The sequence below is a fragment of the Rhizobium sp. TH2 genome, from assembly GCF_024707525.1.
GTDB lineage: Bacteria > Pseudomonadota > Alphaproteobacteria > Rhizobiales > Rhizobiaceae > Rhizobium_E.
The window spans coordinates 19,833-45,366 of sequence record NZ_CP062232.1 but is presented as its reverse complement, the minus strand read 5'-3'; the positions used below and the strand labels follow the sequence as shown (position 1 = coordinate 45,366).

The following is a 25,534-nucleotide window of genomic DNA, read 5'->3' as shown; positions in this document are numbered from 1 at the left end:
AACAAATCTGCTCCCGGTCGCGTGCGTTGTCAGGCTTCGAGCCAGACATATTCCGCGAAGGAATAGCCCATCATGCCGCCTAGCGGGTTGGGTTCCAGACCCTTGAGCTTGGCCGATATCGCATCGACGTTGGTGAGATAGGCGGGGATGATCGTGCCGGCTTCCTCGGAAACCATGACCTGCATCTCGTTATAGATTTCCCGGCGCTTCGCCTGGTCGAGCGATCCGCGCGCCTCGAGCAGCATGCGGTCGAACTTTTCGGACTTGTACTGGCTCTCGTTCCACGGCGCATCGGATGCGTAGAGGAGCGAGAACAGGATATCCGGCGTCGGGCGCGGGTTGATATTGCCGAAGTGGATTGGCGCCTTGAGCCAGTAATTGTCCCAGTAGCCGTCGGATGGCACGCGCTGTACGTCGAACGTCATACCGATTTCGGCACCGGCTGCCTGGACGATCATTGCCATGTCGATCGCCGAGTTGGCGGCGTCCGACGCGATCACGGGGATCGATTGGCCGAGAAGGCCGGCCTTTTCAAAATGGAATTTTGCTTTTTCCGGATCGAACGCTTTCGGCTTCAGGTCGGCATTGTGGTAGAAGTTGGCTGGCGATACCGGCTGGTCATTGCCAATTTCGGCGAAGCCCCGCAGTGCCGATTTTTGGATCTGCTCGCGGTTGATCAGGTATTTCATGCCCTCGGCGAAACCCTTCTTGTCGCCGGGAGCCATATCCATGCGTATATTCAGGTTGGTGTAATTGCCAGCGGTCGTCTTGGCGAGAACGAAGCCCTCCTTGCCATCGATGAGGCGCACCGAGCGCGGATTGATCGCCGCCGCGAGGTGGATATCGCCGGACAGCAGCGCGTTGATGCGGGCGTTGTCCTCGCTGATCGCGAAGAATTCGAACGAGTCGATATTCGGGCCGTTGGGCTTCCAATAGTTCTTGTTCTTCAACCCGACCGAGCGAACGCCGGGTTCGAAGACCTCGCGCACGAAGGCGCCGGTACCGTTCGCCTTGGAAAAGTCCGTCGTGCCGTCGGCGACGATCATGAAGTGATGCATGCCGAGGATCGTGGGCAGGTCCCCATTCGGGCTGGCGAGCGTGATCTCGACCGTCTGCTTGTCCACAGCCTTGAAGCCGGTCATCTGCTTGGCGATTTTGGCCACTTTCGAACCCACGGCGGGATCAAGGTGACGCTTCAGCGAGAAGACCACGTCATCGGCTGTGAGCGGCTTGCCATCGTGGAAGGTTACGCCACTGCGCAGCTTGACGGTCCAAACCTGGGCATCCTTGCTTTCGATGGATTCGGCGAGTTCCATGCGCGGCGCGCCGTCCTGGCCGATATAGGTCAAGCGGTTGTAGAAGGCGCAGCAGCGCACATAGTCGGTGGACAGCGATGCCTTGGCGGGATCGAGCGTATCTGCCGTCGACGACGACCAGCCGGCAGCTTTCAGGGCGCCGCCAGAAACAGGCGTGGCAGCGACCGCATTCGTTGCCCGACCGAGCATGCCGCCGGCAGCCGTGGCCACGCCACTAGCCAACAGCATCTGCAAGAGCTCGCGGCGCGTGGCGCCGCGGCGGATGGCGGTTTCGACCATGGCGTTGTCGGTGCTGGTCCAGTTGCTAATCTTGGAGTCGGTCATGGCATTCCCCTTTTGTTGATCTCGATTGTTTTGGCGTCCGGGCTTGTTGCCGCCGGTTTCGCCGGGTTCCGAGCAGGTCGGTCTATGCCGAATTTCCGCCTGCTCTTCCCGTTAGTTTCGCAATATTGTCATGTCGGAGTCGCTGAATATGCGAAGCGTCGCGGCAGAAAATTCCGAATTTGGGAGGAAAGCGGTACATCGCGCCCGCTCTCCTTCGCCGTCGTCATGCCAGAGCCGTCCGCACGTCTTTGTCTTCGAGCGTCTGGTTGAGAGTCTTCAGCGTCCGATCGACGATCGCGTCGATATCGCTGTCGGTGCAGCAAAGCGGCGGGGCATAGCCCAGAGCGCCATTGGCAAAGGCCCGGATAACCACACCATTCTCCCAGGCCCGGTCGAAAATCCGGCGCGCTGGTTCCGCCGCCTGCGGAAAGGGCGTCTTCTTTTCCTTGTCGACAACGAGTTCTATCGCCGCCAGCATACCGCGGCCCCTGATATCGCCCACCAGCGGATGATCAGCGAGACCGCTCAGGCCCTCCATCAGCCGCGCACCGGCCCTTCGGCCATTCTCCAGCAGACCGCCCTCATAAAGCCGGAGAACTTCGAGGCCGACTGCTGCACTCACGGGATGAGCTGAATAGGTGTAGCCATGTCCAACCGCGGACGCGCCCGCGCTGTCGGCAATCGTGTTGTAGATATGATCGGTCATGAAGACTGCACCCATCGGCACGTAGCCCGATGTCAGGCCCTTGGCCACAGTCAGGAAATCCGGCACGATATCGTCCTCGGTGCAGGCGAAGAGCGGGCCCGTTCGGCCGAACGCGGTTATGACTTCATCGGCGATGAATAGAATGTCGAGCTCGCGGCAGAGATCGCGCATCGCTTTCATCCAACCCTTCGGCGGCACCAACACACCGCCGGATCCCTGGATCGGTTCGGCATAGAATGCTGCGACACGATCAGCGCCGATTTCCACGACCTTCCTTCGAAGCGCGTCTTTTGACGCGGCAATGATCGCCTGCGGATCGTTTCCGACCGGATTGCGATACGTGTAATGCGAGGGGATCTTATGCTGCCAATCGAATGGGATACCGAAGCCGGCATGAAAAGCCGGCAGCGCGGTCAATCCGGCGCCGACCGTCGAGGAGCCGTGATAACCCTGATCGAGCGAAATGAACTGGTCCTTCCGAGGCGTTCCCTTGGCATGATGGTAATAGCGAATGAAACGGACGGTGCTGTCTATCGCATCCGAACCGCCAAGGGTGAAATAGACGTGGTTGAGATCGCCCGGCGCACGTTCGGCTAGTTCGGCGGCCAGCCGGATGGCCGGTTCCGAACCGAGGCCGAAATAGGCGGTTGCATAGGGAAGCTCCCGCATCTGCCGGGCGGCGGCCTCGACGATGCTTTCGTGGCCGTAGCCCGCATTCACGCACCAGAGGCCGGCAAAACCGTCAACCAGCTGGCGGCCGGTCGCATCGGTCACGGTCGCGCCGGAGGCGGATGCCAAGACCCGCACACCGAGTTTTTCATGGCCGCGATAGGAGGCGACCGGATGAACGAGATGGGCGCGATCAAGTTCTATGAGAGAATTGCTGAGCATCTTTGTCTCCGTTCAGCCGAAAGCCTGATTGGCCAGTGCAAAAGTCTTGGCGGGCGACGGTTTCCCTGGCTGGCCGCCGCGCTGCATCGCCGTGCCGCCGCCGACATGGACAAGCCCTCGCTCGACAAGCCAGGACGACAGGCCTGAAGCGCTGGTTGTATCGACGCGAAGAAATGCGTGGCGTTGGCCCGCCATCGGGAAAAGGATCAGTTTGCCGGCATCCTCGGCATTCTCCGCCACCACGGGACCGATGACCTCACCGCGTCCGAAGGAACGCGACGCTGAGAACCCCGCCACATGCCCGCCGCGCCGGATCACCGCGAAACGTCCGATATTCTGCAGATAGGAAATCAGCCCGTTGCGATCGGCGCCGAAAGCACCCTGGTCGAGGGCCGCGATTTCCGGGAGATCGTCCTGTTGCGCCCATTCGACATCTGCCGGCGCGTCCACGGCCGCGCAGAAGCCCTGGTGTTGCAGGATGGATCCAACCTCGCGAAAACCCATCCTTTCATAGAGCGGCAGGCCTTCCTGGGTTGCGACCAGTCTGCATGGTGACCCGCGAGCAGCATCGAGGCCCGCCTCCATCAGCCGCCGGCCGAGGCCCCGTCCGCGCATGGCTTCATCGACAACGACCATATTGATGGTCGCGCAATCTGACCCGTAGCGCGTCGTGAGCGTGGTGCCGACGACCTTTTCGTTCTCCAGCACAACGACGCCTGTGCTCAATGCAAGCGCCATTTCCCAATCCGCCAGCCTGTGCGGCCAGCCAGCTTGACGTGAGAGCGCCAACGCGCCTTCGAGATGTTGGGTGCCGAACGGCACGACGTCGATTTGGGTCGTCTGCATCGCATGGATTCCTGCTTCCTTGCAGAGAATGATAGCCTCGACTGATGAGAGGATCGTCCCGACAAAACGAGACAGGCGACATCTTTCGCCGTCTCGAGCGGCACTCGCCGCATCTTATGCTGGCACGAAATCTCTGACGACGACGATGGGCCAGCGCGTCGTCAGCGAAATGGGCGCGCAACTCTCTGCCAAAGTAGACGGAAGATACGAAAGATTCTGCTTTGGCGAGGGCAATTGCGGCCTGCCACGCCGGACTGCCTGTCCTATGATGAATGACGACAACGCCATGGACACCAGCAAAGGATCAAACCAATGGTTCAGTTTCGGCCCAAATATATCACGTTCGACTGCTACGGCACGCTCACCAACTTCCAGATGGCCGAGGCTGCCCGTGATCTTTACGAAGACCAACTGGACGAAGACCAGATGCAGCAGTTCATAAGAAACTTTGCCGCCTACCGGCTCGACGAGATCATGGGGGACTGGAAGCCCTATGATGAAGTCGTGCACAACGCCATCGAGCGCACCTGCCGCAAGAACGGTGTGACCTTCCGTGATGAGGATGCACGCATGGTCTACGAGCGGGTTCCGACCTGGGGCCCGCACCCAGACGTGCCAGCCGGACTGGCGAAGGTCGCCAAGGAAATACCGCTCGTGATCCTTTCGAACGCAATGAATTCACAGATCATGTCGAACGTTGAAAAGCTCGGAGCGCCGTTCCATGCGATCTACACGGCTGAGCAGGCCAATGCCTACAAGCCGCGGTTCAAGGCATTCGAGTACATGTTCGACATGCTCGGCTGCGGCCCGGAAGACATTCTTCATTGTTCGTCTTCGTTCCGCTACGATCTGATGTCGGCGCACGATCTCGGCATCAAGAACAAGGTTTGGGTCAATCGCGGCCATGAGCCGGCCAATCCCTATTACGGCTATGTCGAGATCAAGGATATTTCCGGCCTTCCCGGCGTCGTCGGGCTTTAACGGAGACCAGGGCGATGAAGCTCGAGTCATACTGGCACGATACCGCGCCGAAGTTCACCGGAGCATCCGCTGGCCCGGTCGAGGGTGACTTTGATGTTGCCGTCATTGGCGGTGGCTTTACCGGCCTCGCCGCAGCGCGACAATTGGCAAAGTCGGGTGCGCGCGTGGTTGTCCTGGAGGCGAACCACATCGGTTGGGGCGCATCCGGACGCAATGGCGGCCATCTCAACAACGGCCTCGCCCATAGCTTCATCGCAGCGAAGGCCGAACTGGGACCCGAGCGCGCGGTGGCCCTTTACCGGGCGCTGGACGACTCCATCGACACGATCGAAAGGATCGTTGTTGAAGAAGGCATCGACTGCGATTTCCGTCGAGCGGGAAAATTGAAGCTCGCATCCAAGCCGCAACATTTCGAGGCAATCGCCCGCAATTTCGAGGCCATCCACCGCGAAGTCGATCCGGAAACCGCGCTTCTGACCGCAGCCGACCTCAAGACCGAAGTCGGCTCTCCCTTTCATGGCGCAATGCTTTCGAAAAAGAGCGCCATGATGCATATGGGCCGCTATGTCGTTGGATTGGCCCAAGCGGCAGTCCGGCATGGGGCGACGATTTTTGAGCACGCCACTGTCAAGCACCATACGATGTCAGGCGCAAAACCTCGGCTGGAGACGCCTCGTGGCGCGGTGAGCGCCGATCATGTCCTGGTCGCGACGGGTGCCTATACCTCCGGAGCCTCTTTCAACTATTTCCGCCGCCGTATCATCGCGGTCGGCAGCTTCCTGATCGCAACCCGGCCATTGACGGAGGCCGAGGTTGCGGCAACCATGCCAGGCAACCGAACCTGTGTCACCTCCATGAACATCGGCAACTATTTTCGGCTGTCTCCGGACAACAGGCTGATATTCGGCGGTCGCGCTCGCTTTGCCGCGACATCCGATCAGCGATCAGACGAGAAGAGCGGTGCCATCTTGCGCGCCAGTCTCATCCAAATTTTCCCGCATCTTGCCGAGGTGGAGATCGACTATTGCTGGGGCGGCCTGGTGGACATGACCAAGGATCGCTATCCGCGGGCCGGCTATGTCGACGGTGTCTGGTATGCGATGGGCTATTCGGGCCATGGCGCCCAGCTGTCGACACATCTTGGAATGATCATGGCGGATGCCATACTCGGCAAGGCCGATCGCAATCCGCTCAAAGGTCTTGAATGGCCTGCAGTGCCCGGCCATTTCGGAAAGCCCTGGTTTCTGCCGCTTGTGGGGCTCTACTACAAGGCCCTCGACAGATTTCAGTGAGCGACTTCTCCCAGGCCGCCAACTTTCAAGGCGCGGATCTTACGATCCGCGCCCCTTTTTTGATCAAGCCAGCCCACCGATGTGGAAGCTCTTCACCTCCAGATATTCCTCGATACCGAGTTGCGATCCCTCGCGGCCGAGGCCGGATTGCTTTACGCCGCCGAAAGGGGCGACTTCGGTGGAAATCGCACCGGTATTCAGGCCGATCATGCCGAATTCCAGCGCTTCGGCTACGCGCCAGGAGCGTTTCAGACTTTCCGTGTAGAAGTAGGCGGCCAGGCCGAAAGGCGTGGCGTTTGCGATGGTGATAGCCTCCTCCTCGCGTTCGAAGCGGAACAGCGGCGCCACGGGCCCGAACGTTTCCTCGCTCGCGAGCAACATGTCTGTCGTGGCCCCGGCCAGAACGATCGGCGCGGTATATTGCGGGCCGTCCGGCAGGTCGGGGCGGGTGGAAACGATCGTGGCTCCCTTGGCCAACGCGTCTTCGATATGCCGGCTTATCTTATCGATCGCCGCCCCATTGATCATTGGGCCGATGTCGATACCGGATTCCATTCCAGGTCCGACCTTCATCGCCGAGACGCGAGCCGAAAGCTTGGCGGCGAATGCGTCATACACACTCCCTTGCACCAGGAGACGGTTGGCGCAGACGCAGGTCTGGCCGCCATTGCGGAATTTCGAGGCGATGGCGCCTTCGACGGCCAGGTCCAGATCGGCGTCGTCGAAGACGATGAATGGCGCATTGCCGCCGAGTTCCAGGCTCAAGCGCTTGATGCTGTCGGCGGCACCGCGCATCAGGAGCGATCCGACGCGGGTCGAACCAGTGAAGGAAATCTTGCGCACGGTCTCGTTTGCCATCAGTTCATTGCCAATGTCGGCAGGCATGCCGGTGACGATGTTGATTACGCCGGCCGGGATGCCTGCGCGTTCGGCCAGCACGCCGAGCGCAAGCGCCGAGTAGGGGGTGAACTCCGAAGGCTTGATGACCACGGTGCAACCAGCGGCAAGCGCAGGTGCGACTTTCCTTGTGATCATCGCATTGGGGAAATTCCACGGCGTGATGATCGCCGATACGCCGACCGGTTCCTTGAGAACCACAATCCGGCGATCGCGCGTCGGTGAGGGGATGGTGGTCCCGCCGATACGCCGTGCTTCCTCGGCGAACCATTTGACGAAGGATGCGCCATAGCGGATCTCTCCCCGCGCCTCGCTGAGCGGCTTGCCTTGTTCAAGGGTTAGCAAAAGCGCAAGATCCTCGAGATTGTCGATCATCAGATTGTGCCATGTCTCGAGCAGTGCTGCTCGTTCGGCATGGGTCTTCTGCCGCCAGGGACGGAAAGCTGCTTCCGCGGCCTCGATCGCGTCGCGCGTATCCGATCCGTCCATATCGGGAACGGTGCCTAGCGCCTTCTGCGATGCCGGGTCGATCACCTCGACCGTCTTCGCCGACGCCGCTGCACACCAGGTTCCGCCGATCAGACCTTCCTGTCGGAAGAGGCTCTTGTCTTTCAGTATCTGCATGTTCGATCTCTTCTTCAATTGAGGAATGTGAGGATGGTTTTCGCGATCGTCTCGGTCCTGTCTTTTCCCGGAGCGGTGCCGATGCCGGTTTTCGTCGTCGCTTCGATTGCGGCCATGATGCGGGCGGCTGCGGCGCTCTCGCCGAGATGATCGAGCATCATGGCACCCGACCAGGTCGCCGCGATCGGATTGGCGATCCCGAGATGGGCTATATCGGGTGCCGAGCCGTGGACGGGTTCGAACATCGAGGGTGCGCTGCGATCCGGGTTGATATTGGCCGAGGCCGCAAAGCCGAGCCCGCCCTGAATGGCGGCGCCGAGATCGGTCAGGATATCGCCGAACAGGTTGGAGGCGACGACCACATCGAGAGTCTCCGGCGCCATAACCATGCGCGCCGCCATCGCATCGATGTGGTAACTCGTCACCTCGACGTCGGAATACTCCGCAGAGACTAGGCGGGTGATCTCGTCCCAGAGCACCATGGAATATTTCTGAGCGTTCGACTTGGTGACCGAAGCCAGTTTGCCGCGCCGCATGCGGGCCTGTTCGAAGCCGAAGCGCAGGATGCGTTCGACGCCCGTTCGCGTGAAGATGGAAGTCTCCACCGCCACTTCGTCGGCGGTGCCCTGATGGACGCGGCCGCCGGCGCCGGAATACTCGCCTTCGGTGTTCTCTCTGATGCAGAGTATGTCGAAGTCGCCGGCTTTCAACGGGCCCGAAACGCCGGGCAGAAGCCGGTGCGGGCGGATATTGGCATATTGTACGAAGGCCTTGCGGATAGGGAGCAGCAGCCCGTGCAGCGAAACCGAATCCGGCACCTCCGCCGGCCAGCCGACCGCGCCGAGAAGAATTGCATCGAAGCGCCCGAGCGTCTCGATCCCATCGGCGGGCATCATGGCGCCGGTTTGCTTGTAGAAGTCACAGGACCAGGGAAATGTCGTTGCTTTGAGAGCAAAGCCCGAGCCCTTCGCCGCAGCCTGCAATACGTTCCAAGCTGCTTCGGTGACCGGCTTACCAATGCCGTCTCCCGGCAGAAGCGCGATGGAATAAGTCTTCATGATCAGGTCCTAGAGATTGATGAGCACGCTCTTGCTCTTGCGGTTGGCTTGATAGGCTGCGCGGCCGAGATCCTTGCCGATGCCGGACTGCTTGTAGCCGCCTGTCGGCAGGATATGGTCGCGGGAACGGCTATAACGGTTGATCCAGACGGTGCCCGCCTGCAGCCGACGTGTGAGCCGGATGGCGCGAGAGAGATCGCGGGTGAAGAGTCCCGCCGCCAGCCCGTAGGTGGGATGATCGGCTAGCGCGAGTGCCTCCTCCTCATCCGTGAATGTCTGCAGCGTCAGCACCGGCCCAAAGATTTCCTCCACGACGGCGGGGGAGTCTTGACGGACGTGCGAGAGTAGGGTCGGCGCGTAGAAATAGCCGTCGCGGTTCAGGCGTTTCGCGCCGGTAAGGCACTCCGCGCCGGCGTCGATCGCGGCCCGCACGATCGCATCGATGCGGTCGATCTGACGCTCGGAGATGATCGGCGAATAGTCGCTTGTCTCATCCCAGGTCGGGCCGGGCTTGATCGTTTGCATGCGGGCGAGGATCGCCAAGGCCAATGATTCAGCGGTGGATTTCTCGACGATGATGCGTGAGCCAGCGACGCAGGCCTGGCCGGCATTGACGACAATGCTGCTGGCGATTGCGTTGGCAGCGAGCGTCAGATCGGCATCGGCAAAGACGATTTGGGGGCTCTTGCCGCCGAGTTCCAGGGTCATCGGTTTGACGCCCGTCCTGGCGATATTGGCCATGATTGCCGAACCCGCTGCCGTCGAACCGGTAAAGCTGACCTTGCTGATATCGGGATGACCGGTGATCGCAGTGCCGGTGGTGCGGCCATCTCCGAGCACGATATTGATGAGGCCCGCCGGAATGCCGGCGCGCACGGCAAGTTCGGCGACGTAGAGTGTCGAGAACGGCGTCATTTCGGAGGGCTTCAACACGATCGCATTGCCTGCGGCGAGCGCGGGACCGAGCTTCCAACCGGCCATGGAAAGCGGAAAGTTCCAGGGTGTGATCGCGCCGACGACGCCATAGGGTTCAGTCATGATCAAGCCGAGGCTGTCGTCGCCGGTCGGCACGAGGTCGCTGCCTTCCTTGTCGGCGAACTCGGCAAAAAAGCGAATCTGCTCGGCGGTGACCGCCACATCACCTTGAATGAGTTGGCTGATCGGGCGCGTGGAGGATACGGCTTCGAGTCGGGCGAGCGTCTCGCCCTCTGCCTCAATTAGGTCGGCCCAGCGATGCATGGCATTGGTGCGCTCGCGCGGGCGCCGGGTAGACCAGCCGCTTTCCTTGAGTGCTCTTTTTGCCGTGGAAACGGCTTGATCGACGAGATCCGCATCGGCCACAGGACATTCTGCATAGGCGACGGCGTCGGAAGGTCGACGCATCGGCAGACCGCCCTTGGCGTCGATATAGCGTCCGCCGATGAAATGGCCTTTCGGCAATTGAGTTGCGTCGGGATCGAAGCTGAGAGCCATAGCCATGTCCTTGCGGAAGATATGGGCAGGCTACTCTTCGAAACTCAGCAGTATGCGTCGTCTCGTCATAATCTGCGGAGGAAAATCCTCTTTTTTGGGGCCGACGCCGCAGTCAATTCTTTGGCACTTCCAGCGGATCATTGCGGGGGACGGAGGCGCGTCGCGCCCGGATAATCGCGGAATAAGCAGGATCGGGACTTGGACGGCCCCCGGGCGTAGTTGAATGCGGCGCCACCCAGAACGAGCGGCGCCGGCGATCGCTGATCTCACATCACCGTCACATAGATCTTCCTGACGGTTTCCACAGTCTTCCACGTGCCGGTAAAACCCGGTTTCATGACGAAACTGTCGCCCGCCCGGTAGGTGATTGTCTCGCCATTATCCGGGGTGAGTTCGACGACGCCATTCAGGATATGGCAGAATTCGAACGTCTCGCCCTTGTTCGATCGGGTGACCCCTGGCGTCGCCTCCCAGATTCCCGTGTGCACAAGCCCGTCCCGGGCTACATCCTGTGCCCAGGTCTTGAACGCGGGATCGCCCGAAATCAGCCGCTCGGGAACCGGCTTGGATTCACGCGGCGCGTCGGTGCTGTTCGGATCAACGGTTTTGAGGAAGGGCATATTCGTTCCTTTGTTTTCCGGATGGAGGTTCAATAACCGCGCTCGCGATCGACAAGACCGATCGGGTCGAGGCCGGCGCGATGTCGCTTGATATTCTCGATCACCGCGCGCGCCGCGGTTTCGGGCTGTGTCACGCTGGCGATGTGAGGCGTGAGGATGACCTTGGGGTGCCGCCATAGCGGATGCTCGGGAGGGAGGGGCTCCGGCTCCGTCACATCGATCACCGCACCTGACAAGTGATGCATGTCGAGAGCATCGAGGAGTGCATCGTGGTCGAGTTGCGCCCCGCGGCCGACATGCACAACGGCGGCGCCGATCGGAAGCGTGGAGAAAAGCTCAGCGTTGAGGAAGCCTCGGGTTTCTGTCGTCAGGGGCAAAAGACAAATGAGAATGTCGGTGGTATGCAGAAACGCTGCGAGGGATGCGAGGCCGCTATAGCAGGTCACACCTTCGATTTCACGGGCGGAGCGGCTCCAGCCCGACAGCGGAAAACCAAAAGGCTTCAATCGCTCGATGACCGCCTGCCCCAACATGCCCAGACCGAGCACGCCAACGCGCCGCCCTTGCGCTTGTGTGCCCGGCAGTGACTGCCACTTTCCATCAGACTGCTGTTCAATATAGGTCTTGAGATTGCGATGAAGCGCCAGCACCGCAAGCGTCGCATATTCCTGCATCATGCGCACGATGCCATCTTCGACCATGCGCACGAGCTTGACTTGCGCTGGAAGCGCCTCGATTTGGAATTGGTCGACGCCTGCTCCAATGGAGAAGACAATCTCAAGATTGCTGAAGCGTTCGAGATCCGAAGGCGCGGTCCAGGTGAGAAGATACCGCACCTCGCCTGGTTTGACTTGGCTTGCGTCGCTGACGAATGGCAAGTCCGGCAGTTCCCGAGAAAAGGCCTCCGCGAAGATGCGTCCCCTCTCGCGGTCCGAATTGAATAGAAAAGCCATCGTAGTCTCAAACCTCAGTTGCGGAGCGTTTCAGCCAGGCGTTCGATCATCCTCTGGCATGCCGCCAGTTCGTCAGTTCGGATGAACTCATCAGGACGATGGGCGCGTGCAATGTCGCCCGGCCCGCAGATGATCGCGTCAATTCCCGCCTGCTGGTAGAGCCCGGCTTCTGTTCCGTAGCTCACGGCCGCCAGCGGTTTGTTCCCCGTCAGTTCGCCGAGCAAATGCGCAAGCGGTGCGTCGGCTGGAAGCGACAGGGCAGGATAAGCACTCAGAAGCTCCCACCTGGTGCCGAAGCCCTGTTGTTCGAGCCCTTTGACGGCAACGCGGACCGGCTCAAGAAGATCAGTGGGAGCGACACCGGCGATCGCGCGTGCTTCTATATCCGCCGTGACGAAGTCGGGGATAATATTGACGGCTTGCCCGCCCGCAATCGTCCCCACCTGCAGGGAGGAGTACGGAGGTTCGAAATTGCGGTCCAATCTACTGCGTTGAAGAGCGCCGGCGGTGCGGACGGCCGCGAGCAGAACGCAAGCGAAAGCGTGGATCGCGTTTTGACCCTGGTCGGGCCGTGACGAATGGCCGACACGGCCGCGAATTTCGATGCGTGCGGCAGCCTTGCCCTTATGGGCACGGATCGGATGCATGCCGCTCGGCTCGCCAATGATGGCGCCGAGCGGTTCAGCACAGAGCTCCGGCAGCCGGTCGATCATATGCGGGACGCCTCGACAGCCGGCCTCCTCGTCATACGAAAAGGCAAGATGGATCGGGCGCTTCGGCGGTGCGGCGGCAAGGCCTGGAAGCACTGCGAGTGCAGCAGCGAGAAATCCCTTCATGTCGCTCGTGCCGCGGCCAAAGAGGCTTTCACCGCTCGCTTTCAGGGTGAAAGGATCCGACGTCCAATCGGGCTCCAAAGCCGGAACGACATCCATATGTCCCGAAAGGATATAGCCGGAAACGTCTCTCGGGCCGATGGTGATGAACAGATTGGCGCGATCGCCTTCCGGTCCTGGCAGCACCCTTGTGGTCGCCCCGTGAGCTTCGGAATAGTTCTTGATCCATTTGACGATTGCGCCGTTAGGCGTACCCACGACGGAAGGGAAACTGACGAGCCGCTCCAAAATTTCTATCGCGTTCATCCGCAATCCACCCCCGCCTTGGTTGGCGCATCGGCACCCATTCCTCCACTTTAGAGAGCTGGAAATTGATTTCATGCGGAAATCATTTTCCGTTTCAGTGGATTTTGTTAAATTCCGGTCCCTTTCAAGCGGATTCTGCCGCCGTTCCTCTCTATTATGGCCGTGAGCGACAGCTCATAATTCGCGGACGGGACATGCGCTGTTCATGCCCGAAGACCGCATCGAGGGGATTAAGATTGTCTGAGTCCGCATCAGATTCATTGCAGGTCAGTTCCTTCAGGTTAAGGTTGGCTGACATCGCAGACGTCGATCTTAAGCATCTGCACACCCTCTCTATAGGGGTCGGATGGCCGCACCGTGCGGAAGACTGGCAATTTCTCAGGGAAGTCGGCAAAGGCGTCGTGGCCATCGACGACATTGGCCGCGTTCTTGGCTCGGCCATGTGGTTTGCTTATGACACCGATTTCGCCACGGTGGGGATGGTGATTACCTCACCGCGTCTCCAAGCGAAAGGCGCCGGCCAGTGGCTGATGGGGCACGTTCGGAGTAGGCTCGACGATCGTGATCTCGGACTCAATGCAACGCATGCCGCTCGCCGCCTCTATTTGTCGATGAATTTCAAGCCGGAAGCGATTGTTTATCAATGTCAGGGCGAAGCGCAGGACCCGCCGGCCTTCCTGTCTGCGTCTGATATCGTCCTGCGTCCGATCGGTCCCGAAGAACTCGACACAATTGCGGATCTCGATGAAATCGCATTCGGCGCCAACCGCAGACCTCTCCTGGAAAAATTGCTTTCGCAGTCTCGATCCATCGCGCTCCTACGCGATGGACGGATTGCAGCCTTCTCGCTTTGCCGGCCATTCGGTCGAGGCCATGTGATCGGGCCGGTCGTTGCCGAAACGGACGACGATGCAATTGCCGTCATTCGAGGGCACATCATCGAGCACAAGGGGGCCTTCCTGCGACTCGACACCCGCGAAAAAAAGGGACCATTTTTCCGCTTTCTTGACGATTGCGGCCTCTCCGTCTTCGACACCGTGACTTCAATGTCGCTCGGCCGCAAGAGGCCCGCAGTTGCGCAGGGCGCGTCCACGAAAATTTATGGCTTGGCAAGCCACACGCTGGGCTAGCGATTCAAGCGCTGCAAGAATGCACAAGCACGCTATCGAATGCCTTTCTCGCGGTTGGCCGCGAGCCCTCCCCCACCGACTTTGCCACATGTGGGCATCCCTTCATTTCAATCATCTGATTATTTCCATCCCACATTGGCATGATAGGAGTGGAACCCCTAGCCCAGTCATATCGGAAAGCTGAGCGGGGTCCAATTGAGCCTGCGAAACCGAATTTGGTTGAGCGGAATCGAACCCACACTCAGTTATCCTTCGTCTCCGATTATGGACATTTCGCCGGCGAATACTTCCTGCGCCAGCGGAGCATCCGGATACTCGATCTGGCGCACGAGCCCTTCGATCAGGGCGCGGCCGACGCTGACCATGTCCACCGAGTGCGTCACGAGCGGCGTAGAAAGATAACGGGCAATCCGGGTATTGTCGCGGGTCGCGATGCTGAAGTCTTGGCCAGGCGCGAGCCCGCGCTTGCGCAAGGCGCTGAGCGCCCCCAGTAACCCCAATTCGTTGGCGCAGACGAGCCCAGTCGGCGGATCGGCGCTGTCGAGCAGCCGCTCGATCCACCGCTCGCTTGCCTCCATGGTAAAATCTTCCTGCCCTATCAGCGCGGGGTCGACAATCAACGCGTGATCTTCGATCGCCTTGCGATAGCCCTCAAACCGCATGGCGCTGTATTGATCTTCGCGGATCAGCAATTGCAGCGCGATGCGGGCGCGCCCGCGTTCGATCAGGAGAGACGTCGCTTCATGGGCGATGCGTTCATTGTCGATGTCGACATAGGCATAGTCCCGGTCGAGATTGCTGCGCCCGAACGCGATGAATGGAACACCTCGCTCAAGCAAGTAAGGAATTCGGGGATCCTCCGCCAGCATACGCGTTATGACAACTCCATCGGCCGCGCCCGAACGGAGAACCTGGTCGAGGCTCTCCTGCGGGCTCTCCTCGGGTGTGGTCGAAAAGATGGTCAGTGTATAGCCGAGCTGCCTCGCCGCCATGGTCATGCCCTCCATCAGAGGAAGCTTGATGATGTCGGACAGGTAATCCCTCGTCTCCATCGGCAAGATAGCGGTCAGGTTGCGGGTCGAACCGGTACGCAGTGCCCGCCCGTGCAGGTTGGGCACGTATCCAGCTGCCTCCGCCGCCACCTTCACGCGGCTGATGGTGTCGGGATGAACCTCCGGCCCATCCTTGAGTGCCCGCGACACCGTCGTGACGGAAAGGCCAAGCTCGTCCGCAAGCCTCCGCAGGTTAGGCCTTGCCTTTGCTGTCATGTCACCTCTGCTTATCTCCATTCCCTCCTTGTAGGTCGGCATTTTCCGCATGGCAAGGAAAGCCGCGCCTGACAAAGAAACTGCTTGACGATTTGGCGATTAGGCGTAATCGTAACGTTACGATTTAAGAAAAAGAGGTGTTAACACCCAAAATCGTCATTCCAGAGGTGAACTGAGGAGATAAACCAATGATGCAGATCCTACGCTATTCCGTCGCCGCGATCGCGCTCGTCGCGGCCGTCCCAGCGCTTGCCCAGGACGTCACCATCACCACCGCCGGCGGTGACTATGGCGATGCCATCAAGAAGGCAATGTGGGCCCCTGCGGCGACAGAGCTGGGATATACCGTTCGAGAGGAGACCCAGAGCGACAGTTTTGCCGCACTAAAGATGCAGGTCACCTCCGGTTCGGTGTTGACCGATATAATCCACCTCGGCTCCCCCGAAGGCGCGCAGGCTGCCGAACAAGGCCTGCTGGAGCCACTCGACTACACAATCATCGATCCAAAATCGCTGCCGCCGGGAGCTGAGTCCAAATATTGCTATCCCTTTAGCTCGTACGGCACTGTGATGGCATGGAATACCAAGGCGATCGGAACCAACCCTCCGGCCACTTGGGCGGAATTCTGGAACGCCGAGAAATATCCTGGCAAGCGTGCGCTTCGTGCGAATGCGCAGGACCTGATCGAAATCGCGCTTCTTTCTGAAGGGGTAGCGCCAGCCGACATTTACAAGGAACTGAGCGCACCCGGCGGTCTCGACCGCGCCATCGCCCGGCTTGAGACACTCAAACCCAATGTCGCGGTCTGGTGGACGTCGGGCGCGCAGTCAGCCCAGATCTTGAAGGACGGGGAAGCCGATCTGGTCGTTACCTGGAACGGACGCGCGGAAAGCGTGAAGGCCGATGGCGGACCAGCGGATTTCAAGTTCCAGGGCTCGGTTATCGGCACGGACTGTCTCGCGGTTCCCAAGGGTGCGACCAACCGCGATGCTGCTATGAAGCTGATCGCGGCCATGACAAAGCCGGAGCGGGAAGCCAAACTGACCGACTATATCGCCTATGGACCGGTCAACCCGAAGGCCTATGAACTCAAGCTCATCTCCGCCGACAAGATGAAGCTGCTCGCCACGGCGCCTGGCAATGTCGACGGGGCCGTCTTCTCCAATGCCGAATGGTGGGTGAAGAACGGCGAAACAGCCCAGCGTGCTTTCGATGATATGATGAACCGCTGAGCCCGGTGCTGACATGTCGGCCACCTCGCTCCCGATTTCGATCGCGGACATCCGGAAGACCTACGGGAACTACGTCGCCCTCGACGATGTCTCGCTGGATATCGCCGCCGGAGAGTTCCTGACCTTGCTGGGCCCTTCGGGGTCCGGCAAGACAACCCTGCTGATGGCACTCGCGGGTTTCGTGCGGCCGGAAAGTGGCCTCCTGACGATTGACGGGCGGGATGTCACCTCCCTGCCGCCCAACAAGCGCAACATCGGGGTCGTCTTCCAGAACTACGCTCTGTTTCCGCATATGAGCGTCTCGGGGAACGTCGAATACCCCCTGAGGCTGCGTGGTGTTCCCAAAGCGCAGGCGCGCGAACGGGCTGAGGCAGCGCTTGCCCGCGTGAAACTCTCCGGCTTTGGCGCGCGCGACATCGCCGCGCTCTCCGGCGGCCAGCGCCAGCGCGTTGCCCTGGCGCGAGCCATCGTCTTCGAGCCGCGCGTAATGCTGATGGACGAGCCCCTTTCGGCGCTCGACAAGAACCTGCGCGAGCACATGCAGTTCGAGATCCGCAAACTGCACGACGACCTCGGCGTCACGACGATCTACGTGACGCACGATCAGCGCGAAGCGCTGACCATGTCCGACCGTATCGCAGTCATGGACGCCGGACGCATCCAGCAGATCGGTGCGCCCCAGGACGTCTACCGGCGGCCAAGAAACCGCTTCGTCGCGGAGTTCATGGGGGAAGCAAATATCGCCCCGGTCGGCAATCTCCAGGGACCGGGCGCAGCAAGCCTGCCACGCGAGCGCCTCGCGATGATCAGGGCCGAGAATTTCGCGCTCGATCCCGGCGAGCTAGGCGATGGCCGGGTCGAGGTGATCGGGCGTCTCGCCTCAAAGGCATTTCGAGGTGAGAATTGGCTTCTGAATCTGGAGACCGGCACCGGAGATCAGTTCATGCTGAGCATAGCGGCGAACCAGGGCGCCACCTGCGGCGAGCTCGAAATCGGGACTGAGATTCGCGCTCACGCAGAACTCGGCCATGTTCACCTGCTGGAAGAGGCCGCCGCCCGATGAACAATTCAGGGCTCCTGCGCGAACAAAGACGTGAACGCTTCTTCTTTCTCGCCCTCGCCGGGCCGGCGATCGTTCTGGTCGGCGTTTCGGCCATGGCCCCGGTTCTCTGGATTCTCAGCCAGTCATTCCTGACCCTGGCGGGCGAGGCCACACTCGGCAACTACGAAAAGGTACTGTCGAGCGGCCTCACCTGGTCGGCCCTCGGCGTGACCCTGGTTCTGTCTCTGTCCACCCTTGTCATATGCGTGGTTTTGGGCGTCCCGCTGGCTCTCGCGCTCGCCAGCGCTAAGCGCCGTGCTGCAAACCTCATGCTGATCCTGATCATGCTGCCGCTCTGGACCTCGATTCTCGTGCGAACCTACGGATGGCTCGTGCTGCTGCGGCGAGAGGGTCTTATCAACACGACCCTGACGTCGCTTGGGGTGATCGACCAGCCCTTGCCGCTCGTCTACAATTTTACCGGCACGCTGATCGGCATGGTGCACTACATGCTGCCGCTCTTCGTGTTGCCAGTCTATGCCGCGATGCGCGACATCGATGGCAATGTCGTCCGCGCCGCGGCGAGCCTGGGCGCTGGCTTCTGGCGTTGCGTGGCGACAGTCATACTGCCTCTTTCGTCCAGCGGCATCGCGTCAGGCTCCATGATCGTCTTCATCTACACGCTCGGCTTCTTCATCACACCCGCGGTGCTCGGCGGCGGCAAGGTCAACCCCATCGCGATCCGCATCGAGCGGACGCTATCGACATTCCAGGACTGGGGAAGCGCCAGCGCTCTTGGCGTGCTGCTGCTACTGCTCGTCCTCATTGCCGGCGCGATGTTCGTCACGATCCGCAGGCTGGCCGGCGAAAGGATGCAGCATGCTTGACGCCTACCACGACAACGCGTTCTCACGCGACCTCATTTGGACCGTCGCGAGCCTTGTGCTCCTGTTCCTCATACTGCCGACGTTGGTCGTCGTACCGCTGTCCTTCTCCGCCTCCGACTTGCTCGAGTTTCCGCCGAAGCAATGGTCGCTGCGCTGGTATGAGGCCTTCTTTACCTCGGCAGCGTGGATGGCGGCGCTGAAGACGAGCCTCATGCTCGGCGCCCTTACCGCCTTGATCGCCGTTCCCGTCGCCTTTCTGGCTGCGGTCGCCATCAATCGTCTGGGCTCTCCGATCGCAGGAGGTGTCTACGGCTTCCTCCTCACGCCGTCTGTAACGCCCGGCATTCTGCTGGCCATCGGCCTGTTCATCGTACTGGCAAAGCTCGGCCTGCTCGGATCCCTTTCCGGCGTGCTCATGGGACATGTGACGCTGGCCATCCCGGTGGCTGTCGTCGTGCTGCAGCCGGCGGTCAACCGTTTCGACTGGCAACAGGCGCAGGCGGCCCGAAGCCTGGGTGCAGGTTGGCCTAGGGTGATCGGCGGGATCATCGCGCCACAGCTCGCCCTGAGCCTCGTCGCTGCGGCCCTGATGGCCTTCCTCACCTCCCTCGACGAAGCGGTGATTTCCATCTTCATCGCCAACGGACCGAACACGACGCTGCCCAAGCTGATGTTCATCTCTCTGCGGGATCAGATCGATCCTACCATCGCCGCCATTTCGACTCTCTGGACGGTCTTCGTCGGGGTTGTCATTCTGGTCCTCAATGCGCGTTCGACCGACGCCTGAAAGTGAATTCCGACGATGATCGACAAACCGAAAACCGCCTCCATCCCTTCGGTCAGGACTGCGGTGATCACCGGGTCGGCCAATTGGGGCCTCGCCTTTCCAGAAGATGTAGGCATGGCCGGCGTCCGCGTGCTGGCGCGCGATCTCGCCTTCGATACACCCTATGGCGTGACGGAAAACTGGAAGCTTCTCGAGTTTGACGCCTCGCTTACCGCGGAAGGAGAGACGAAGCAGGTCCTATGCATGTATTCGCATGGCAATCCACGCGACTACATCGATCATTCCTGCCATCGGCGCGCATTTTGGGTTCTGCGGGAGGCCGGCGTGCGGCGCATCCTGGCGAGCTCTACGATGGGAGCCGTCAACAAAGCCATTCAGCCTGGCGACATGGTGATCAATGCCGACATCGTCGAACTCACCCAGACGCCCTACTCCCTGCTCGACGGTCGACAGAGGTTCGACTGCTCCGGAAAGCAGCTCATCTGCCCGCATTGCTCCTCGCTGCTGGCTCGAACGGCGCGTCAGCACTGGCCGGCATCGCGCCGGGTCCACGGCGTGGAACTCGGGCTCGTCGCCGCTCACGCCTATGGTCCACGGCTGACCACCCCGGCCGAAGCCCTGATGTTTCGCTCCATGGGGGCAGACGTGATCAATCATTCGATTGCGCCAGAAGCAACGCTGGCACGCGAGATCGGCGCCTGTTTCACGCCCTGCGCCTTCGTCACAGCGGGCTTCAACGACTACATGGATCGCAGTCGCGGCCAACTTCTGCAGGACGACGTCCTGCCGAGCCTGTCAATGATTGCATCGCGTGTGGCGCTGGAGACCGTGGCTCGCTTTCCTGAAGATGAAGATTGCACCTGCCATGCGTTAAAGTCGCCCCAGCCCGAGGAGCGTTACGCTCGTTTCTGAGGCGACGGCGGGAGCGGGGCACGGGCGCCTGAATGCATGTGCTGAAAATCTCTTTGGCGCCGATGCATCGACCAGGTCGTTTCGCCCCGCCTATGACAGCTGTGTTTCGGCGCGGCATTTGACCCACCACCGGCTCCGAAGGTTGACCCCACGCGTGTGAAAATCGCGACAGCTAAACAACGCTGCGGTTGGCTTGCTCTACCGTGGCGTAGTACAGGCTTTGCGCGCCCTTCTGGCCGATATGGATGCTGGCTCTCATTCTGCTCTACATGTTGTCCCAAGCGGGCGTAATAATAACTATATGTAGAACTGCGCCGCCCCAATTCCCCCTAGTTACGAATCAGCCTACACGCAAGGAACAAAGACAGAACCTCCGCAACCCACGGTCAATGCATGGGCGCGCTTCTCCTCAAGAACATGTTGGGTGAAATTGCGACTTGATGTAGAAACAGCGCTTCGCCACGAGTCTGTGGCGAGAGGTTTCGAGAGTACGGGCAGGGGCGCGTGGGGAAGTTCAAAGATAAGAAGATCAAAGGTGCCACCTACACTATGGGACACCCTCGATGACGCCGTGATCCAAGTCCTGAAGGGCAACACCACCTATCGGGTGTTGGCGAGCTATAGCTGCCATTGCTTTACAGAGGCAGTGGAGGCCCACCATACACCGGATTTCATGTACAAACATGGGCATGAAACCCGCGCATTCTGCCTGGTGCGGCATGCCCTTTCCCTGAACCTGCCGAACTTTGTGCAAAGCCTGCTTGGCCGCTCGGTGTACCTTGCGCAAAAATCGAATTTCTTTTTTATTAGGTCAAACGGCGGTAACTACGTGGTTTTCTTTGCACTTAAGCAGGCTAAGAATCCGAAATACGATGCGATTTTGAACGTGCAAAGCGCTCATTTGCGTGCGTCGTTCATTCAATATGCCCAGCCAGTGACGTTTGATGATCTGGTAGAGGCTAAAGCCACAGGGAACGCCATTCAGGCGGGCAAAAAACAAAAGATTCAAAGGACTTAAAACGAAAATAGGCCCCACAGGGCCTACTTCTGAAACTTGCGTTTCGTACGGAAACCGACTTAACCCCTCACAGAGGGACCATTGCTGGTGCGGTGTCCCTATTGCACCCTAAGGTGCTCACCATCTCTGGGACTAAGGGGGACTATACCCCCTAGCACCCCTATTAGTCAACATGAAGTTGACTACGAAGGCCCCCTAGAGGACCACCATGGTGCTATACTACTAACGGCCTACAGGCCCTGTAGTTCCCCCTGTGGGGAAGCCTTGGGGGTCGCCTAGCCTTAGATAGGAGGCCCCCCGGCTGTTGTCCACTAAGCGACCTCCCTTTTCAGGAGTTTGGTCATCTCTCCAACAGTGAGTTCTCGTCCCACGAGGTTGGGGCGAATTTGCTCAAAGACAGTAGCCATGCGCCCATACCTCACCACTGTAGGACTGTGGGAGTTCATTGAGCGCCCTTTGAAGCTCTCGAACCGATTGAGCTTATCGACCAAAAAGCTCGCGATGCCGCAATACTCTCCTTCATTATTGCCATCAAAGCCGTGAAATTGTGGGTTCTTCGCCCAAGAACCCACATCTGCAACGATTTGGTCTTTTTCCGCCTGTGTGTAGCCTTCATAGGCGCGCTCGATGAAAGTCCACATATCCATCACATCAACCACGAGCGAGACGCGCCGGCGGTCATCGATGTGATTATGCAGAACGCCGGTCATTTCCCAATCAAGTGCCCAAAAGTGGCCGCCATAGATTGCTTGCTCGATGAGGTCGATATCTTTCAGGTCAAACTCGTTGTTTCGCTTTTCCTTCCGCTCGTTGATCTGGTTTCGCATTATCTGAGCGAGCATCCAGGTCATAAGCTTTTCGGGCTGGCTCGGTCGAAAGTCTCGGCTTTGTGTGACTTGCAAGCCCTCTTCGATCAAGCGACGCACTGCCTCAGATCGCGAGGGAACATCCTCTTGATTGCCCCGCCATGCGTCGATCTGCTCAATCGTCTCGGCATCGAGACGCAATTCCATTCGTTCGGTTTTAGGCACCATTCCGACAAGCTCCACGTGTTACGTATAGTTGTCGTATTGTACGGCTTTTGTACGGTGTCGTCAATCGACTATCGCGTTTGGACAAAGCGTGCCTTCGCGCTCGCACTGCCAGAGCAAGCTCTCGGGCCGCCCGCGCACTTGACTTATGCTGCGCGGTCCCGTCGGAGTGCGCAGCCGCTCCTCTTCTAAACAATTCCCCACGCCCGAAACCTCCCCCGCCCGTCATCTCCCTGAGCCCCAACTCCCCGACCATCCTCAGCGCCGCCTGCGGCGTTACCTCGAGCGCCTCGGCCACCATGCCCGCCGAAACCAGCGGCCGCGCCATCATCAGCTCGACCAGGTCCGGCAGCTTCGACGATGCCCGGTGGCCGATCAACCGCCGCTCCAGCACCTGGCGGGCGAGCGCCAGCCGGTCATGTTCTTTCAGCCCGAATTCGGCCGCAGCGACAAGACCGTTGAGCAGTGCCAGCAGCCGCGTGTTGCGGCCGGGATGGCGCCGACGATCAACGGCAATGGATTTCAGGCCGAGATTGACGGCGGCGAGATGTGCCGAGGTCGTTAGTCCAGCCTGGCGCAGGAGACTGGCCGCCAGCAAACGACCAAGCCAGGGCGCGTGCTGCAGGACCTGCAATGTGTTCCAGGCATCAAGGACGACGATCGCCCGCAGCACCGGCGGCAGGCCATCCGTCTCCGTGAGGACACTGCGCCATTCGTCCAGGCGTTCGTCCTCGTCCCAGTCGAGATCGTAGACCAGCGGATCCCGGTCCTGCACGATACGCCAACCCGGCGCCTTGGCTTCCGCTAACGCCGACTGCAAGCGCGCCACCGCCGCATCGATGGCGGCGAACGCGGCCGCGAGAGGATCGGCGTCGTTCTCGCCGTCCCACTCCCCCTCCCGTACTCCGGTCATATCGACATTCGGCGCGGCGCTGCTGCTCACCACGGCGCTATCGGCATCATGTGATGGTGCAGGTCACGCCTGCCCGCGCAGGCTGCGCACGCCATCCACGCTCAGCGCCCAGCCCGGCGGCTGCGCGGCGATCCGGCGACGGGCGCGCAGCACGTCGCGGGCGATGGTGAGCTCGTGGCTCGGGGCACGGATATCGGCGCCGGCATCGTGCAGGATGAGGTCCTCGAGATGGACAAGCTCCCCGTCGACCCAGAGCGAGGCGCAGGCATCCGCGAAATGGCATCGCTCGATCCATCCTGCTCCGACCGGCGATCGGGCGATGCGCTCGTCGAGGCGCGCCAGTGCCGATGTGGCTTTTGGTTTGTGATTTCAAACCGGCAAGTGTCATACGCCCGTTGGGTTTAGCCGACAATTACGACACGATTTTCCGCTAACGATTTCAGTGAAGCTCCAGCTTTGCCAAAGAGACTGCGCGCGCGAACACCGACGACGCCTCAAGCGATCTCGGACGAGCAGTGGTCGACGGCGCGCCGCATAGCGCGTGAGTAGGACAAGATTCTTAATGACGGCGGCCCGAGGCGGTCTGCCATCACGCGTGCCGCGGCCGAGCTGCGGCTAACAACCCGGCAAGTCTACAACCACTTCGCACGCTATCGGGCCGATCGGACGGTGACAACCTTGCAGCCGCGCACCGCGGAAACTCGGCGCGGGCGGCTTCCGGGAGGCATCTGTTCGTCCGGAACCGGTTCACGTCCGCCAGTCTCGATCTAATGCCAGACCTTGGATGAACGCTCGCAATCTCAGGATTGAGTGCCGAGCGACAATAGGCCCGTCGAAACGCTCGGCGGCTTTCTATCGTAATCTGGCGTCGCCTTGCGAATAAAAACCGACGCTGCAGCGTCACGTCACTGCAATTTGCCAGGGTAGAGGCGACTTCGAGCGCCTTTGGTCATCGTGGATGCGGCCGAGTGGCGGTTCTATCAACCGATCCATGCAGGAGCACCTGGTGAGCAAGCACATCATATCAAGCAATACGAGCCAGCCCCTCATCATCAAAGGGTCCGGCAATACCTGGGTCATCGACACATCGGCATTGATCGTCACCGGCCAGGTCTTCCACGAAACCGCGCTATCGGAAGTCAAAGGAGCACATGGCAACACGATCGTCGTCAACGGAGCCGTGATTGGCGGCGCCGAGGGTGACGACGATGGCATTGTCCTCGGCGGGCGCGACACGCGCCTCATCGTTGGTGACCTGGGCGTGGTCCAGGGGCAAATGGGCATTCAGGCAAACGGCCGGCATCAAAGCATCACCAACCACGGCGACATCACGGTCGGTGGGGTGGGCATATTCGCCGAGCTTGGCGGGAAGATCATAAATGACGGGACGATCAACGCAGGCACCGGCATTTGGTCCAATTCTGGCCTGGTCAAGATCGTCAACCGCCCCGGCGCGGAGATCCTTTGCGGCGACACCGATACCGCGATCAACGTGCAGGGTGAAGGTGGTGCCGGCAGGATCATCAATCATGGCACGATCGAAGCCTATTACTATGCGGTCAATGGCGGCGAACTCGCCGACGTCATCACCAATCGCGGCGTCATGAAAGGCACGATCAGCCTTGGTTCGGGCAATGACGTGTTCGACAACCGGGGAGGCTCTGTCGATCACGTGATAAGCACAGACAGCGGCAACGACATCTTGATCACCGACGACGCGAGCGTCAGCATCTCGGAATCCGAAAACGGCGGCAGGGACATGGTCAAGTCCACCGTCGGTTACATCCTCAACGCCCATGTCGAGGATCTGGTCCTGATCGGCAAGGCGGCGGGTGGAGCCACGGGCAACGAACTGAACAACCATCTGGACGGCAACTCGGCCTTCAATGTCATCCAGGGACTGGCAGGCAAGGACCGGCTGGACGGGCACAAAGGCAACGATGTCCTGTTCGGAGGCACCGAGGTGGATGTCTTTGTCTTCGGCAAGAGCTACGGAGACGACACCATCGCCGACTTCGTGGCCGGCCTCGATCGAATCGATCTGCGCGGCTCGCAGATGATCTCGAGCTTTGCCGACTTCAAGGCACATGCAATCGATACCGGCGCCGACATCACTCTCCACGCCGGCAAGGATTCGCTTCGCATTCAAGGAATTGATTTGGCCGACCTGCACGGATCTGATTTTATTTTTTGA

21 protein-coding genes and 1 pseudogene are annotated in these 25,534 nt (G+C 60.2%); 10 read left to right on the top strand and 12 right to left on the bottom strand.

What is annotated here, in order from left to right; translation table 11 throughout:
• Positions 1-29: 29 nt before the first annotated feature.
• The 3 genes from IHQ71_RS29125 to IHQ71_RS29115 form a co-directional block, all read right to left on the bottom strand.
• A complete protein-coding gene (locus IHQ71_RS29125; RefSeq protein ID WP_258163171.1) occupies positions 30-1,640 on the bottom strand; it encodes an ABC transporter substrate-binding protein in 1,611 nt (536 codons plus the stop codon).
• A 223-nt stretch (positions 1,641-1,863) separates the two neighbouring features.
• Positions 1,864-3,237, bottom strand: coding sequence for an aspartate aminotransferase family protein (locus IHQ71_RS29120; protein WP_258163170.1), 1,374 nt, complete (start codon positions 3,235-3,237; stop codon positions 1,864-1,866).
• A 12-nt stretch (positions 3,238-3,249) separates the two neighbouring features.
• Entirely contained in the window at positions 3,250-4,083 is an 834-nt protein-coding gene (locus tag IHQ71_RS29115) for a GNAT family N-acetyltransferase (protein ID WP_258163169.1), read from the bottom strand.
• Positions 4,084-4,395: 312 nt separating this feature from the next.
• Between IHQ71_RS29115 and IHQ71_RS29110 the strand changes: the two genes are divergently transcribed.
• Together IHQ71_RS29110 and IHQ71_RS29105 are read left to right on the top strand one after the other, a co-directional pair.
• On the top strand, positions 4,396-5,064 hold the full coding sequence (locus IHQ71_RS29110) for a haloacid dehalogenase type II (protein ID WP_258163168.1): 669 nt from the start codon (positions 4,396-4,398) through the stop codon (positions 5,062-5,064).
• Between the two features lie 14 nt (positions 5,065-5,078).
• Positions 5,079-6,356, top strand: a complete 1,278-nt coding sequence (locus IHQ71_RS29105; RefSeq protein ID WP_258163167.1) for an FAD-binding oxidoreductase — start codon at positions 5,079-5,081, stop codon at positions 6,354-6,356.
• Between the two features lie 63 nt (positions 6,357-6,419).
• On the opposite strand, the gene IHQ71_RS29100 is transcribed toward IHQ71_RS29105, so the two are convergent.
• The 6 genes from IHQ71_RS29100 to argE all read right to left on the bottom strand — a co-directional run bounded on the left by IHQ71_RS29100 (position 6,420) and on the right by argE (position 13,120).
• Complete coding sequence (locus IHQ71_RS29100; RefSeq protein ID WP_258163166.1) at positions 6,420-7,877, bottom strand: NAD-dependent succinate-semialdehyde dehydrogenase; 1,458 nt, start codon at positions 7,875-7,877, stop codon at positions 6,420-6,422.
• 14 nt (positions 7,878-7,891) lie between these two features.
• Complete coding sequence (locus IHQ71_RS29095) at positions 7,892-8,935, bottom strand: tartrate dehydrogenase (RefSeq protein WP_258163165.1); 1,044 nt, start codon at positions 8,933-8,935, stop codon at positions 7,892-7,894.
• 9 nt (positions 8,936-8,944) lie between these two features.
• The gene (locus IHQ71_RS29090) at positions 8,945-10,408 is read right to left on the bottom strand and encodes an aldehyde dehydrogenase (RefSeq protein ID WP_258163164.1); all 1,464 of its coding nucleotides are present in this window, start codon (positions 10,406-10,408) and stop codon (positions 8,945-8,947) included.
• Between the two features lie 266 nt (positions 10,409-10,674).
• Complete coding sequence (locus IHQ71_RS29085; RefSeq protein WP_258163163.1) at positions 10,675-11,028, bottom strand: cupin domain-containing protein; 354 nt, start codon at positions 11,026-11,028, stop codon at positions 10,675-10,677.
• A 29-nt stretch (positions 11,029-11,057) separates the two neighbouring features.
• Entirely contained in the window at positions 11,058-11,981 is a 924-nt protein-coding gene (locus tag IHQ71_RS29080) for a glyoxylate/hydroxypyruvate reductase A (RefSeq protein ID WP_258163162.1), read from the bottom strand.
• Between the two features lie 14 nt (positions 11,982-11,995).
• On the bottom strand, positions 11,996-13,120 hold the full coding sequence (gene argE / locus IHQ71_RS29075) for an acetylornithine deacetylase (protein ID WP_258163161.1): 1,125 nt from the start codon (positions 13,118-13,120) through the stop codon (positions 11,996-11,998).
• Between the two features lie 194 nt (positions 13,121-13,314).
• On the opposite strand from argE, the gene IHQ71_RS29070 reads away from it, so the two are divergent.
• On the top strand, positions 13,315-14,250 hold the full coding sequence (locus IHQ71_RS29070; protein ID WP_258163160.1) for a GNAT family N-acetyltransferase: 936 nt from the start codon (positions 13,315-13,317) through the stop codon (positions 14,248-14,250).
• A gap of 245 nt (positions 14,251-14,495) precedes the next feature.
• Here IHQ71_RS29070 and IHQ71_RS29065 read toward each other — a convergent pair whose 3' ends face one another.
• The gene (locus IHQ71_RS29065; RefSeq protein WP_258163159.1) at positions 14,496-15,518 is read right to left on the bottom strand and encodes a LacI family DNA-binding transcriptional regulator; all 1,023 of its coding nucleotides are present in this window, start codon (positions 15,516-15,518) and stop codon (positions 14,496-14,498) included.
• A gap of 188 nt (positions 15,519-15,706) precedes the next feature.
• Here IHQ71_RS29065 and IHQ71_RS29060 point away from each other — a divergent pair, with 188 nt between their 5' ends.
• From IHQ71_RS29060 to IHQ71_RS29035, 6 genes are all read left to right on the top strand, one after another.
• Complete coding sequence (locus IHQ71_RS29060) at positions 15,707-16,750, top strand: ABC transporter substrate-binding protein (RefSeq protein WP_258163158.1); 1,044 nt, start codon at positions 15,707-15,709, stop codon at positions 16,748-16,750.
• 13 nt (positions 16,751-16,763) lie between these two features.
• Entirely contained in the window at positions 16,764-17,813 is a 1,050-nt protein-coding gene (locus IHQ71_RS29055) for an ABC transporter ATP-binding protein (protein WP_258163157.1), read from the top strand.
• The gene (locus IHQ71_RS29050; RefSeq protein WP_258163156.1) at positions 17,810-18,679 is read left to right on the top strand and encodes an ABC transporter permease; all 870 of its coding nucleotides are present in this window, start codon (positions 17,810-17,812) and stop codon (positions 18,677-18,679) included. The genes IHQ71_RS29055 and IHQ71_RS29050 overlap by 4 nt, the downstream gene beginning before the upstream one ends.
• The gene (locus tag IHQ71_RS29045; protein ID WP_258163155.1) at positions 18,672-19,466 is read left to right on the top strand and encodes an ABC transporter permease; all 795 of its coding nucleotides are present in this window, start codon (positions 18,672-18,674) and stop codon (positions 19,464-19,466) included. The genes IHQ71_RS29050 and IHQ71_RS29045 overlap by 8 nt, the downstream gene beginning before the upstream one ends.
• A gap of 15 nt (positions 19,467-19,481) precedes the next feature.
• The gene (locus IHQ71_RS29040) at positions 19,482-20,378 is read left to right on the top strand and encodes a 5'-methylthioadenosine phosphorylase (RefSeq protein ID WP_258163154.1); all 897 of its coding nucleotides are present in this window, start codon (positions 19,482-19,484) and stop codon (positions 20,376-20,378) included.
• A gap of 535 nt (positions 20,379-20,913) precedes the next feature.
• Positions 20,914-21,396, top strand: coding sequence for a hypothetical protein (locus tag IHQ71_RS29035; protein ID WP_258163153.1), 483 nt, complete (start codon positions 20,914-20,916; stop codon positions 21,394-21,396).
• Between the two features lie 311 nt (positions 21,397-21,707).
• On the opposite strand, the gene IHQ71_RS29030 is transcribed toward IHQ71_RS29035, so the two are convergent.
• Complete coding sequence (locus IHQ71_RS29030; RefSeq protein WP_258163152.1) at positions 21,708-22,430, bottom strand: YfbU family protein; 723 nt, start codon at positions 22,428-22,430, stop codon at positions 21,708-21,710.
• A 185-nt stretch (positions 22,431-22,615) separates the two neighbouring features.
• A pseudogene (locus tag IHQ71_RS29025) lies at positions 22,616-23,682 on the bottom strand (RHE_PE00001 family protein).
• Positions 23,683-24,346: 664 nt separating this feature from the next.
• Here IHQ71_RS29025 and IHQ71_RS29015 point away from each other — a divergent pair.
• Positions 24,347-25,534 carry a calcium-binding protein gene (locus IHQ71_RS29015; protein WP_258163151.1) on the top strand — a complete coding sequence of 396 codons (1,188 nt, stop codon included), beginning with the start codon at positions 24,347-24,349 and terminating at the stop codon, positions 25,532-25,534.

Bases quoted from the DNA above. Each gene is read 5' to 3' on its own strand.
- IHQ71_RS29105 (WP_258163167.1), top strand. From the start codon at position 5,079: ATGAAGCTCGAGTCATACTGGCACGATACCGCGCCGAAGTTCACCGGA.
- IHQ71_RS29070 (WP_258163160.1), top strand. From the start codon at position 13,315: ATGCGCTGTTCATGCCCGAAGACCGCATCGAGGGGATTAAGATTGTCT.
- IHQ71_RS29080 (WP_258163162.1), bottom strand. From the start codon at position 11,981: ATGGCTTTTCTATTCAATTCGGACCGCGAGAGGGGACGCATCTTCGCG.
- IHQ71_RS29120 (WP_258163170.1), bottom strand. From the start codon at position 3,237: ATGCTCAGCAATTCTCTCATAGAACTTGATCGCGCCCATCTCGTTCAT.
- IHQ71_RS29125 (WP_258163171.1), bottom strand. From the start codon at position 1,640: ATGACCGACTCCAAGATTAGCAACTGGACCAGCACCGACAACGCCATG.
- IHQ71_RS29095 (WP_258163165.1), bottom strand. From the start codon at position 8,935: ATGAAGACTTATTCCATCGCGCTTCTGCCGGGAGACGGCATTGGTAAG.
- IHQ71_RS29030 (WP_258163152.1), bottom strand. From the start codon at position 22,430: ATGGTGCCTAAAACCGAACGAATGGAATTGCGTCTCGATGCCGAGACG.
- argE (WP_258163161.1), bottom strand. From the start codon at position 13,120: ATGAACGCGATAGAAATTTTGGAGCGGCTCGTCAGTTTCCCTTCCGTC.
- IHQ71_RS29115 (WP_258163169.1), bottom strand. From the start codon at position 4,083: ATGCAGACGACCCAAATCGACGTCGTGCCGTTCGGCACCCAACATCTC.
- IHQ71_RS29085 (WP_258163163.1), bottom strand. From the start codon at position 11,028: ATGCCCTTCCTCAAAACCGTTGATCCGAACAGCACCGACGCGCCGCGT.
- IHQ71_RS29045 (WP_258163155.1), top strand. From the start codon at position 18,672: ATGCTTGACGCCTACCACGACAACGCGTTCTCACGCGACCTCATTTGG.
- IHQ71_RS29055 (WP_258163157.1), top strand. From the start codon at position 16,764: ATGTCGGCCACCTCGCTCCCGATTTCGATCGCGGACATCCGGAAGACC.
- IHQ71_RS29060 (WP_258163158.1), top strand. From the start codon at position 15,707: ATGATGCAGATCCTACGCTATTCCGTCGCCGCGATCGCGCTCGTCGCG.
- IHQ71_RS29090 (WP_258163164.1), bottom strand. From the start codon at position 10,408: ATGGCTCTCAGCTTCGATCCCGACGCAACTCAATTGCCGAAAGGCCAT.
- IHQ71_RS29110 (WP_258163168.1), top strand. From the start codon at position 4,396: ATGGTTCAGTTTCGGCCCAAATATATCACGTTCGACTGCTACGGCACG.
- IHQ71_RS29040 (WP_258163154.1), top strand. From the start codon at position 19,482: ATGATCGACAAACCGAAAACCGCCTCCATCCCTTCGGTCAGGACTGCG.
- IHQ71_RS29050 (WP_258163156.1), top strand. From the start codon at position 17,810: ATGAACAATTCAGGGCTCCTGCGCGAACAAAGACGTGAACGCTTCTTC.
- IHQ71_RS29065 (WP_258163159.1), bottom strand. From the start codon at position 15,518: ATGACAGCAAAGGCAAGGCCTAACCTGCGGAGGCTTGCGGACGAGCTT.
- IHQ71_RS29100 (WP_258163166.1), bottom strand. From the start codon at position 7,877: ATGCAGATACTGAAAGACAAGAGCCTCTTCCGACAGGAAGGTCTGATC.